Source organism: Desulfotalea psychrophila LSv54 (genome assembly GCF_000025945.1).
Lineage (GTDB): Bacteria > Desulfobacterota > Desulfobulbia > Desulfobulbales > Desulfocapsaceae > Desulfotalea > Desulfotalea psychrophila.
This window is the reverse complement of sequence record NC_006138.1, coordinates 2,431,856-2,444,728: the sequence shown is the minus strand read 5'-3', so window position 1 is coordinate 2,444,728 and position 12,873 is coordinate 2,431,856. Positions and strand designations below refer to the sequence as shown.

The window sequence follows — 12,873 nt, the reverse complement described above, 5'->3', positions numbered from 1 at the left end:
AAGAGTACTTAATCATTGCCTATAACAAATAAGTAATGTAAAAGTCAGGGAGTTTTCAAAGGCAACAATTCGCAAGAAATAACCGCAAATATTATTCCAGGTCTATTTTTTATTACAGCTCTGGAACCTCTACTTTAGTAGGTAATTTTCAAAAAGCCCCTCAATGACTTTAAATAAAAAAATGCTGCTAATTTTTCTTTTGGCCTTTTCTATCTTTGCCTCATTGAACTACGGACTCCATCACTATCTCATCCTGCCGGGTTTAAAAAAACTTGAAATCGCGGAGGCCAAAAAAGATATGGGGCGTTGCCTATGGGAGCTCAAGGATGAGATTGACCATGTCGATCGCTATTGCCATGACCTAGCTGCCTGGGATGATCTCCATGCCTTTATCAAGGCTCCAAATGCTGACTTTTTAAAGATAAATTTGAATGCCGATACGATTCTGGACAACGAGGTCAGCTTTATCTGCATAGTCGACAGATCAGGCCAGCTCCTCTTTGCTGAGGATTGGGATCTTCACAGAAAAGAAAAAACTGTATTAACCACTCTACCGGACTCTTTACGTTCTGTGGCCAGTTTACCCTTTTCTTCGGAATCTGATAAAGATGACCTCTCCAATATGAAGCGAGTGGGAATCTATAATAGTAGCAGGGGCCCGATGATGTTAAGTTCACGTCCTATCATAACCAGCAACCAACAGGGGCCTGTCCAAGGGGCAGTTATCATTGGCCGTCTTCTTGATCAAGGGTCTCTAGATGCGATGATGGTAAGGGTGGCACTCAACTTTAGATTTATCGATATGAGTGGAGACGAACTGACAGCGAAAGAGAAGAAAATTTTAGGAGAGCTTGCAGTTGAGGAAATTAGCATTGTCGAGCGAGAAAACAGTGATAATTTGGAAGTCTATTCGCACCTGGCGGATATCGGCGGAAGGTATCTTATCCAGGCAGAGATTCCAAAGCATATTCTACAAAGGTGTCGAAAAAACTATAACTATTCATTGATACTGATAACCGTTTTTGGCCTGTTTATGGCTCTTCTTATCACCTATCTCTTAAAGGCAATTATTCTTGCCCCTGTTATGCTACTCACTAACCATGTGCTGCAAATTACAAAATCCGGGGATCTCTCCGCCCGCATCTCCCTTCTGCAAAATGACGAGATTGGCACACTGGCCAGGGAGGAGAACCGGATGCTTATGCAACTGGAGAGCCAGAGGAGAGAAATCACCGAAGCCAAAGACACCCTGAATGCCATCATTGAAAACAGCCAGGTGGGAGTCATGGCTCTTCGAGGGGAGCAGATCATGTACAAGGGGAATCAGCGCTTAGCAGATATTTTTGCCTACAACAGCCCCGAGTCTATGGAAGGGCGCTCTGCCAGAGAGTTCCATCTCTCGGAGGAAAATTATATTGAGTTCAGAGAGAAATATTTCAAAAAATTGGTTGATGGCAACCAAATTCAAGTGGAGTACAAACTTCGACGCAAGGACGGTTCTTCCGTCTGGTGCACCCTTTCAGGAAAGGCCATTGATTCATCCACACCCCCTGACCTTGAAAAAGGGGTGGTCTGGACGATTGACGATATCACAACAAAGAGGCAGAGCCGGGAAAAATTACAACGACTTGCCACCACAGACTCCCTGACTGGCCTTTGTAATCGCAGTCAACTGTTTGAAATTGCCGAAGCTGAGCTGGAACGTCAGAGGCATAGTTCCGAGCATAATCTCTCTCTGGTCATGCTGGATATCGATTATTTCAAGAAGATAAACGATGCCCATGGACACGCTGCCGGCGACCTGGTGTTAAAGGCCTTTGCCGATATTGGCAGAAAGTATTTAAGGGATGTGGATGTTTTCGCTCGTATTGGCGGCGAGGAGTTCATTATCCTTCTTCCCGGCACAGACATCAAGGTGGCCTTGAAAATAGCTGAACGATTCAGGGCTCTTGTTGAAAAAAACCCTGTCATGGTAAACGAAAAAGAAATTGCCTTCACTGTAAGTTTTGGGGTCACCGCCTGGAACGGTATTGAACAGACATTTGAAGAGGTGCTCCATGAAGCTGACTCTGCCCTCTATGTGGCAAAGGAAAAGGGACGTAATCGGGTAGAGATGGGATAGGTTGTGCCCCCTCACCATTCATTTCCTGCCCCTGATTTTCAATAATTATCGATTCAGATTGGCAGCTTAGAGGCTTATTAGCCAGGGAAGACAGATATCAAATAGAAAAATCACAACAACTGAATTCGGATACTGGACTAATCCCCTTTTGTTTGCTATAAGATCGCAATGACCTCAAATAAACTTTCACAGAACAAACTTTTTCACAAGCTTCCCGCAGAGCAGCAACAGTGGCTCATCTCCATGGAGCAAACCTATGCCTTTTCCTTTCAGCAACTGAAGATGATGGCTGAATACAGCGCAGATCTGATCTCTTGGCAGACCGGCTCATTGGCCCAATTTCACCATCCGCATGCGGTGGGGGGGGCAAAGGGAAAACAGGCATCAGCCAAGGTCTTCCACCAGTTACGTGATGGTTACGAGAGCCTGAAAAACGGGCAGAAGAGCTATAGCGAGGAAAAGCGGTTCGCAGCCAGCGAGCAAAAATTTCCGGAAGAGCAGATGGTGGAGGTCCAACTTAAGGGCAGCATCATGGGAGAGTGCCCGGTTGCCTCGGAAAAAACCAGATGTTGTAAACTGAAAACCCTGGATGTTGTCCAGCAGTGCGGTTTTGACTGTAGCTACTGTTCTATCCAATCATTTTATCATGGTAATCAGGTCCGCTTTATTCGTGACCTAGTTTCCCATCTCAATTCCCTGGAGCTGGACCCGACAAAGGGCTATCATATTGGCACTGGCCAATCTTCTGATTCCCTGATGTGGGGCAATCGCTTTGGACTTTTGGATTCGCTTTACCAATTTGCCACAGAACATCCCAATGTGGTTCTGGAAATGAAATCTAAAAGCGCCCGAATAGATTATTTTTTAGAAAACACCCCACCTTCCAATATGGTTTTCACCTGGTCTCTTAACACTCCCACCGTCATTCAACATGAGGAAAAGGCAACAGCCAGTCTGGATAAGCGCCTGGAAAGTGCCAGAAAACTAGCCGATCAGGGCATTCCGGTAGGTTTTCATCTTCACCCCATTACCTGGTATCAGGGTTGGCAGGAGGATTACCGAGCTCTGGTTTCGCGCCTGGTAAACACCTTCCAACCAGAAGAGGTGGTCATGGTTTCCCTCGGAACCCTCACCTTTATTAAGCCGGTGCTGAAGAGAATCCGAGAGCGGATGCCAAACAGCTCTATTTTGCAGATGCCAATGGAAGATTGTGCCGGAAAACTGAGCTACCCCTTTGACATTAAAAAAGAGCTCTTTTCCACAATCTCTCAGGCCTTCCCAGCGTCTTGGCATGACTCTGTCTTCTTCTATATGTGCATGGAACATATAGATCTATGGCAGCCGGTTTTCGGACGAAGCTATGATAACAATGAACAATTTGAAGAAGATATGTTAAGAACCTACCAGGAAAAAATTTCCCAGATAAGCCAGTCCCGTTGAACTCCGCCAGGCCCCATCTCTTCCCATAACCGGCAGAATGTACCTCCCCCTTTTTTCAAGGGGGAGGTAGGAGGGGGTTCTTGACATCAGGACAATAATATTATATACAGCCAATGACTGAACGATCACTCCGCATTAAGGGCATAGGTAGATGACAAAAAAACAGAGTAATAAAAGAGAAATAATTCTTCAGGCCTCCTTAGAAATTTTTGCCGAGAGGGGCTTCCACAGCTCACCCACCTCACAGATCTCTAAGTTAGCCAATGTCGGCACCGGTACCATCTATCGTTATTTCGAAAATAAAGACGCCTTGATTGAAGCACTATATGAAGAGATCGACCTACGCCTGCGTCCAGCAACAAATGGGGGCATTGATGAAAAGGCACCGGTTCGAGAAAATATTTTAGCTGTTCTCAGACGAGTCTTCCATTTTCTGCTCGATAATCCTCAGGAGTTTAAATTTCTTGAGATGTACTATAACTCGCCCTACGGCATTGCCAAGAAGCGTTCAAAGGAAAACAGCTGTGATTCTCCAATATTAGAGGTGTTTCATAAGGGGATTAAGGAGCAGATAGTCAAGGATCTACCAGAGGATGTTCTTTTTGGACTCTGCTTTGGCCCCATTGTTTTTCTGGCCCGAGATCAGCTCACCGGCTACTTGACCCTGAGTAATGAGTTAATTGAGGCGACGATTAATGCCTGTTGGGACAGCATACGACTTTAGAGAAAAGAAGAGGCATTAGTATGAGTAGTTAATGTTTTTTAAGCTATAAGCGGAGGGATCATTCACTCCATAACATAAAAAGAGACTTCTCGGTGAAGTTTTAATGCTTCTCGACTTCAAAACGAAGTGGCTAACCACTCTTTGAGCGGGAAGAGAAGGGATATCATGGAAAGACAAGAATCTAATCAACAATCCAAGGCCCAGGAGTTGCTACCTGTGACTCACCGTCGTCCCAAAACTGTCATGCTAGCATTGATCTTTGCCTGCCTGCTGGTTGTTTGTGCCGGCCTTGGCCTGATAACCGGCCCACAGCTAATGGCCTCGGATGCAAAAAATGTAGCACCAACCAGGCCGCCAATGCCGGTTGAAACGGCCGAGGTCAGGGTCGCTGACAGTGATAAAATCCTTGCCAGCAGTGGCAGTCTTTATTCTAAAGAATCGGTGGTGATTGTTGCCGAAATTGCCGGGCGGATTAAAGAGATTGGTTTTATTGAGGGTAAGAAAACCAAAGAGGGCAAGATGCTGATCAAACTTGACAGCGCTGTCTTACAGGCTGAGCTCGATCGAGCCGTTGCCAACCGTAATCTCAGTAAATCCAATTATAAACGAGCCGATAACCTGCTCAAAGATCACGCTATCTCCCGGCAGGAACGGGATGAGGCCTATGCCAGTTGGCAGCTTGATAGGGCAAATGTTCGCCTAGCCCAAGCACAGCTAGCCAAAACCATTATCCAGGCACCTTTTGCAGGAACTCTCGGTCTGCGCCAGGTTAGTCTAGGGGACTATGTTATGCCGGGACAGGCATTGGTCAATTTGGAGGCGATCGAAGAGCTAAAGATCGAGTTTTCCATTTCCGGAAAACATCTTGCCGAGGTTAAAACTGGTCAGAAAATCAAACTGCGCTCGTCTGCCTATCCACAACAAAGCTTTATCGGCCAGATTTATGCTATCAACCCACAGATCAATGTGCAGAGTCGTAGCCTGACGGTACGTGGTCTCCTTAATAATTCCAAGCATCAGCTCTTACCGGGTCAATTCGTTAAGATACAGTTGAGTGTTGGAACCAGAGCGAATGCCCTCTTTATTCCGGAACAGGCCTTAATCCCGCAACCAAAAACCAAGCTGGTCTTTAAAGTTGTTAACGGTAAGGCGCAGATGGTGGAGGTAAAAACCGGCACGCGCATGGAAGGCTGGGTCGAGATAACCAGCGGCCTGTCCGCAGGCGATATAGTTGTTACCGGAGGGCATCAGAAGATTGGACCAGGTAGTCCAGTACAGACAGTGCCTGCTGATCCGACACTCTTTGCAAAAAATTAAGTCACACCCTTTACCCTACTTCCGCTAGACGAAGAGTATCTCGCCACCTGGGAACAGGTAGAGGGAGATGGGAAAGAACACAGGATACAAGTTATGAAAATATCAGAAATAAGTGTCAGACGTCCGGTACTGGCGACGGTGATGAGTCTGCTGATCGTACTGATCGGCCTGGTTGCCTATGATCGTTTGACGGTTCGTGAGTACCCTAATATCGACGAGCCTACGGTTTCGGTGGTGACCGTTTATCAAGGTGCCAGTCCGGAGATCATTGAAACCGAGATTACCACCATCATTGAGGATAGCCTCTCGGGAATTGAGGGGATCAAAACCATCTCTTCCGAGAGTCTTCAGGAACGGAGCCAGATCAGTATTGTCTTTAAGATGGAGCGTAATGCCGATGATGCCGCCGCTGAGGTGCGTGACCGGGTTGGGCGGGTGCGCGCTGATCTACCCCTCGATGTCGAGGAGCCGGTCATTGCCAAGGTTGAAGCCGATGCCGATCCGATCCTCTATATGGCCTTTTCCAGTGACAAGCACAGTAATGAAGAGATTACTGATTACGTTGATCGCTATGTGACCGACCAGATTGAAATGATCGATGGTGTTGCCGAAGCGCAGGTCCTTGGTGCTCGTAAATACTCCATGCGTATCTGGCTTGATCCGGCCCTGCTCACTGGCCATGGGGTGACGCCACAGGATGTTGAGGAGGCGATCCGGGCCCAGAATATAGAGGTGCCGGGTGGTCGTCTGGAAAGCAGTACCCGCGAGTTTACTGTCCTCTCCGATACCAGTCTCAACTCAACGGAAGAGTTTGAAAATATTATCGTTCGCAAGTCGGGTACAACCTTAGTCCGGTTAAAAGATATTGGTCGGGCCGAGATCGGTCCCCAATCGGTGCGATCGAGTCTGCGTTATAACGGGGCCCAGGCAGTTGCCCTTGGTCTGGTCAAACAGTCGGTTGCCAATCCACTTGATATCTCCATTGCCCTCCATAAGATGCTGCCAGAACTGAAGGCATCACTGCCAGAGGGGATGAAAACTAAAATCGTCTACGACTCTTCCATTTTTATTGAGCGCTCCATTGAAAACGTTTTTAGCTCCATCTTTGAGGCGGTTGCCCTGGTGCTGTTGATTATCTTTATCTTTCTGCGTTCTGTTCGTTCCACCCTGATTCCTCTGGTCACTATTCCGGTCTCTCTAATCGGCTCCTTTGTCCTGATGTGGGCCTTTGGCTTTTCCATTAATACCCTGACCCTATTGGCAATGGTTTTGGCGGTTGGACTGGTGGTCGATGATGCTATTGTTGTCCTGGAAAATGTTCACCGCCATGTTGAAAAAGGCCTCAAACCAGCCGAAGCTGCCATTAAGGGAATGCGGGAGATCGGTTTTGCCGTCGTCTTAATGACCATGACCCTGGCCGCTGTTTTTGTTCCGGTGGCAATGATGGAGGGAAGGACCGGTAAGCTCTTCACCGAATTTGCCCTGACTCTGGCCGGTGCGGTAATTGTCTCCGGCTTCGTGGCTCTGACTCTGACCCCAATGATGTGTGCAAAAATGCTCCGTCATCAGGACAAGCATATGAAGATCTTCACCATTATGGAGAATATTTTCATCGCAATCGAGCAAGGCTATAAAAGGGTTCTTGCCTGGTCCTTGAAAACCGTCATATTTGGATTGACCATTGCCGTTTTAGCCGGAGCCGGTTCCTACTATCTGTTGCAGCAACTCCCTTCAGAGATGTCGCCACTGGAGGACAGAGGGGTCTTTATGACCTTTGCCATTGCTCCCGACGGCGCCAATTTGAAATATTCGGATCACTATCTGCGCCAAACTGAAAAATTGCTCCAGCCAATTCCGGAAAGTAATGGTGTTTTTTCCGTGGCAGGAATGGGTGGTAAGGTGACCGAGGCAATTTCCTTTGTTCAGTTGAAAGACTGGGCTGACCGCCAACGTTCTTCGCTACAGATCGCAGGAGAACTGGCGCCCAGCCTATTCGGAATCCCCGGAGTCCTCTGCTTTCCCATCACACCGCCTTCTCTTGGTCAGCCATTTATGGATCAGCCGGTCCAGTTTGTTATTAAGACCAGCGAGAGCTATGTGGAATTAAATAAGCAAATCAATCAGCTGATGGCTGAAGTACGTAAAAATCCAAAAATTATTGCCGCCAGAACCGACCTGAAGCTCAACTCGCCCGAACTGCGCCTGCAGATTGATCGTGATAAGGCTGCCGATTTAGGCGTTAATATTGCCGTCATTGGCCGGACCATTGAAACCATGATGGGTGGACGGGAGGTAACCCGTTTTAAAATGGACGGAGAACAGTACGACGTTATTGTTAAAATTGAGGATAAACTGCGGGTAGTCCCGGAGGATCTTAACCAGATTCATGTGCGGAGCGCCAGTGGGATAATGATTCCGCTAGCCAATCTGGTAAGCATTGAAGAAGGTGTTACCGCCCAGTCACTTAATCACTTTAACCGCAGTCGGGCAGCGGTGCTGAGTGCCAATCTGGCCCCCGGTTATTCGCAGGGTGAAGCCTTGGCTTTTCTATCTGATGCAGCAAAGCGAATTTTGCCTAAAACCGCCCGAATTGATTATAAGGGGCAGTCACGTGAATTTATGGAGAGCAACTCCGGTCTGATTATGACCTTTGCCCTGGCCCTGATCATGATTTATCTGATGATGGCCGCCCAATTCGAATCATTTGTTGATCCCCTGATCATCCTCTTTACCGTACCTCTCTCCATGGTTGGTGCCCTATTGGCCCTTTACTGTACAGGTAATAGTCTCAGCATCTATAGTCAGGTGGGGCTGATTACCCTGGTTGGGCTCATTACTAAACATGGTATCCTCATCGTCGAGTTTGCCAACCAGCTTCAGGAACAGGGAAAGAGTAAGCTGGAGGCGGTACTCGAAGCAGCCACCCTCCGTCTTCGCCCGATTCTGATGACCACCGGAGCCATGGTGCTGGGCAGTGTACCGCTGGCTCTAGCCAGTGGAGCAGGGGCCGAAAGTCGTTCACAGATCGGCTGGGTTATCGTCGGCGGTTTAACACTCGGAACCGCCCTTACCCTCTTCGTTGTGCCATCGGTCTATATGTTACTGGCCAAAAAGCGACAACCACTAGAGCCCGAGGCTGAAAAATAGTCATGGGCAACTCTTCGAAATATCTGTGGCAGACTGATTATATTGACAGTTTGATGAAGGAATTGAACAATGCATAGTGAAAAAAAAATTCGTAATCTGTTTTTCGGTGGAGTGTTGCTTTTAGCACTCTCCGCCTGCACCCTGGGTCAGGACTACCAACGCCCGGAGACCCTGGTCCCCATTCAATTTAAAAATGGCGCTCCCTGGAAAGAGGCACGTCCCAGTGATGCCGTGGCCAAGGGGAATTGGTGGGAGCTTTACCATGATCCCGTTTTAAACGGGCTGGAAGAAAATGCGCTACAGGCAAATCAAAACCTGCGGGCAGCTTACGCCCGCTTAAGTCAGGTGCAGGCAAATCTTGGTATCAGCCGGTCCAACCAGTTACCCCGACTTGATCTCAATGCCAATGGCGGCAGGCAACGAACAGCTGCCAGCTTAACCTCTCCCGGTCAAGACCAGCTCAGCACCCAATTAAATTTGCCTTTGGTCCTCAGTTATGAAGTCGATCTCTGGGGTCGGGTCAGACGTAGCATAGAGGCTTCCACAGCAGATGTGGAAAGTGCAAGAGCTGATTATCAGAGTCTGATGTTAACCCTACAGGCAGAGCTGGCACGCAATTACTTTACCCTGCGAGCGGTGGATAATGAAACAAGACTATTGCAGCAAACCATTGAACTGCGCCGCTCCACCCTTAGTTTGGTTAAAAGTAAGTTTGAGAACGGCCGGGTCAGTCAGCTTGATCTTTCACAGGCAGAGTCGGAACTGGCCACCGTCGAGGCAGAGGCAATTGGCCTGAAAAAACGACGGGGGGAACTGGAAAATTTAATTGCTGTGCTCATGGGGCTGCCAGCGTCCAACTTCTCTCTGGCCCAGGTATCTTTGCGTCTGAGTCCGCCGACAATCGCCCCCGGCCTTCCCTCCGATTTGCTTGAACGACGACCGGATGTGGCAGCAGCCGAAAGAAAAATGGCAGCGGCATCGGCACGGATAGGGGTGGCAAAAACGGCTTTTTTCCCTGCCATCAGCCTGACCGGTAGCACCGGCTTTGCAAGTAATGAGACAAGCTCCCTCTTTAATTGGGATAACCGTACCTGGGGCTTGGGGCCGGCAATCTCCCTACCAATCTTCGATTATGGCCGTAACAGTGCTAAACTGGACAAATCACGGGCTGTATACGAGGAGGCCATCGCCAATTATCGACAACAGGTGCTGGTCGCATTTCAGGAGGTCGAGAATGGCCTTAATGGATTGCAGGTTCTTCATGAGCAGGGCAAAGCCCTGCAACGGGCAACAACTACAGCCACACTGGCCTGGGAGATTTCGGAAAAACGCTATCGCTCCGGCCTGGTCAGCTACCTTGAGGTGGTCGATACACAGCGTAGTGCCCTGCTAAGAGAACGGGCCCTGGTCCAACTTCGAGGCGAACAGATGAGCACCTCTGTCCTCTTGATTAAGGCCTTGGGCGGAAGTTGGCTGAGTGACACTGGCAAGACCAATTGATCTCAGCCCCTCACCCTTTTTGCAAGGGGGAGGCCGGGAGGGGGTTCTCCCTTTTTTCAAGGGGGAAGGGAGAGAAGGGGTCCATCCTCTCCCCCCTAACACCTCTCTCCAAAACAAAAATATTAACCACCTCAGCCGAGTTCACAGAGAAAGACAATAGTAAGTGAACTAGCTCAAAGAGCGCTTCAGTTTGAATAAGAAAGAGGAGAGGTAGCACGGTCAATACCCACCTAATAGCTCTTAATTATTGTCCATATGGATTATGTACAGCACAGATATGAATGCAACCATTTGTGGGGCGGCAACCGTAGTTTGGGCAATAAGATTATTTCTGAGTTTACAATATTGGCATAAATGACGTTGACCTTGCCTTAACCCACATAACACTTTGTTGGAGCATGATAATAGAAATAACTGGTCATACGAATGGAATCCAATGCCTCATAAAGTGAATATTCAATGTCCATCTTGTGGCAGTTGTAGCATATTTGAATTTGCTGAAATTAAGAGTATAAAGCTCAAAAAAGATGTTGCCTTTTTTCAAGAGAGTGAACTTTTTGAATACCAATTATTTAAAGATTCTTGCGGGGCTTCATGGTGGTAATGCTACAGCCATAAGAGATCTGCCAGAAGGTTATAAACCAGAGGATTGGTGCCATTCAAAGTATCTTTATCAAAGTCACGGCTTAGACCTGGGCTCAGTGAATTGTTCCAAGTGTCATCTAATGCGAAAGCATAAACTGGCTTGGCCCAAGGAAGCCTTCTTCTCAATACAGTACAAACATCACCAACTATGTGCTTTTCATCGAGAATCTGGTTTCAACTCAGGAACTATATTGCGAGTAGTCACCGCGAATTGAGTGATTTCAAGTGGCAAGGCTTTCTTCTTCATGTTCCGTCGGAGTTTAAACATAAAAAAGCAAGAAATTATGTGATTAAACATTTGGATAGCTTGCTAAATCAAAAATGTTTCTAGCGAATGGGTGCAACAAAAGACGGCGGTCTCTCCTCTGACCATGATCTTGCCGCCCTCTTGCCAAATCAATGTCAGCCCTACTTAACCACCCTCGGCCTTGAATCTTGCCGGCCTGTCCAAAACAGGGCCTATATATTCCCCCAAGGCCTGACCTGATTGCATCCCCCCTACTAATCTATTGCCAGATCGTTTTTCGCCTAGGGCCTCTACCCGTAGCCTTGAAGTAAACCAGCATTTCTTCATTTCTCCCTTTGGTGCTATCCTGAAGGAGTGGCTATGGTTTGCAGAATGCCCTTGGGCATCTGTCTATTGGTGAAGGGCATGGGGCTCTTCCACCGGCTACGACTTTTGTTTTAACAGGGGGAAATCTGTCTATGAAGGTGAAAAATAATATCCACTGGGTGGGAAAAATTGACTGGGAGTTACGAAAATTCCACGGCGATGAGTACTCCACTCACAAGGGTTCTTCCTACAACCCCTATCTGATCAAGGAGGAGAAGGTGGTCCTGATCGATACGGTCTGGGGACCCTTTGCTCAGGAGTTTGTCGAGAACCTCAGGCGGGAGATCGATCTTGACCAGATTGATTATATTGTTGCCTGTCACGCCGAGAATGATCATAGCGGGGCCCTGCCGGAGTTGATGCGTCATATTCCCGATGTGCCCATCTACTGCAGCAAAAACTGCGCCAAATTTCTTAAGGGGCTCTACCATCAGGATTGGAACTTCCAGGTGGTCAAGAGCGGGGATCGGTTGAGTCTTGGCTCCAAAGAGCTGGTCTTTATCGAAGCCCCCATGCTCCACTGGCCAGACACTATGTTTGTCTATCTCACAGGAGACGCTGTCCTCTTCAGTAATGATGGTTTTGGCCAACATTATGCCTCAGCGCATATGTTTAACGACCTGGTAGATCAGGCTGATCTTTTTCAAGAATGTCTGAAATACTATGCCAATATCCTTACCCCCTTCAGTCCCATGGTCACCAGAAAGATCAAGGAGATTCTGGACATGAACCTGCCCTTGGAGATGATCTGTACCAGCCATGGGATCATCTGGCGTGATAATCCATCCCAAATTGTAGAAAAGTATTTGCAATGGGCTGATAACTATCAGGAAAACCAGATCAGCATCCTCTACGATACCATGTGGGAGAGCACCCGGGTCATGGCCGAGCAGATTGCCGCCGGAATTAGAGAGGTCGACGAGGAGGTGACGGTGAAGCTCTACAACCTGGCCAAGAGCGACAAGAACGACGTCATCACCGAGATCTTCAGATCAAAGGCCATTCTTATGGGCTCTCCCACACTCAACAATGGCATTCTGGTCTCGGTGGCGGGCCTGCTGGAGGAGATAAAGGGGCTCAAATTCAAGGGCAAAAAGGCAGGCGCCTTTGGTAGCTATGGCTGGAGCGGTGAGGCGGTAAAAAATATTTCTCAGCGCCTGACTGATTCCGGTTTTGAACTGGTCGATGAGGGTCTGCGTCTGACCTGGTCACCGGATGAGGAGGGTAAAAAGACCTGCAGAGAGTACGGCAAAAGCTTTGTCCAGAGTCTATAGCTGCTTCCGCTCAATTGAGCTCAGCCCTAGATGCTCAGCCTAACATCTCCGATTCCCTGCAACCTCGCGGGGCTGGGACTCGGTGCCTCCT

8 protein-coding genes are annotated in these 12,873 nt (G+C 48.1%); 7 read left to right on the top strand and 1 reads right to left on the bottom strand.

The genetic code is table 11. The features are described from left to right. Positions 1–163 precede the first annotated feature (163 nt). From DP_RS16960 to DP_RS10840, 6 genes are all read left to right on the top strand, one after another. Positions 164–2,122, top strand: a complete 1,959-nt coding sequence (locus DP_RS16960) for a diguanylate cyclase (RefSeq protein WP_011189367.1) — start codon at positions 164–166, stop codon at positions 2,120–2,122. Positions 2,123–2,290: 168 nt separating this feature from the next. Continuing rightward, positions 2,291–3,562 (top strand): SPL family radical SAM protein, encoded by a 1,272-nt coding sequence (locus DP_RS10860; RefSeq protein WP_011189366.1) that lies wholly within the window; start codon positions 2,291–2,293, stop codon positions 3,560–3,562. Positions 3,563–3,713: 151 nt separating this feature from the next. Beyond that, entirely contained in the window at positions 3,714–4,286 is a 573-nt protein-coding gene (locus tag DP_RS10855) for a TetR/AcrR family transcriptional regulator (RefSeq protein ID WP_011189365.1), read from the top strand. 165 nt (positions 4,287–4,451) lie between these two features. Next, positions 4,452–5,603 carry an efflux RND transporter periplasmic adaptor subunit gene (locus DP_RS10850; RefSeq protein WP_049785079.1) on the top strand — a complete coding sequence of 384 codons (1,152 nt, stop codon included), beginning with the start codon at positions 4,452–4,454 and terminating at the stop codon, positions 5,601–5,603. Positions 5,604–5,696: 93 nt separating this feature from the next. Next, entirely contained in the window at positions 5,697–8,750 is a 3,054-nt protein-coding gene (locus DP_RS10845) for an efflux RND transporter permease subunit (RefSeq protein ID WP_011189363.1), read from the top strand. A 69-nt stretch (positions 8,751–8,819) separates the two neighbouring features. Beyond that, positions 8,820–10,250, top strand: coding sequence for an efflux transporter outer membrane subunit (locus tag DP_RS10840; RefSeq protein ID WP_011189362.1), 1,431 nt, complete (start codon positions 8,820–8,822; stop codon positions 10,248–10,250). 1,057 nt (positions 10,251–11,307) lie between these two features. Here DP_RS10840 and DP_RS17995 read toward each other — a convergent pair. Further along, the gene (locus tag DP_RS17995) at positions 11,308–11,469 is read right to left on the bottom strand and encodes a hypothetical protein (protein ID WP_156792274.1); all 162 of its coding nucleotides are present in this window, start codon (positions 11,467–11,469) and stop codon (positions 11,308–11,310) included. A gap of 131 nt (positions 11,470–11,600) precedes the next feature. Between DP_RS17995 and DP_RS10830 the strand changes: the two genes are divergently transcribed. Continuing rightward, a complete protein-coding gene (locus tag DP_RS10830; RefSeq protein WP_011189360.1) occupies positions 11,601–12,782 on the top strand; it encodes an anaerobic nitric oxide reductase flavorubredoxin in 1,182 nt (393 codons plus the stop codon). Positions 12,783–12,873 lie beyond the last annotated feature (91 nt).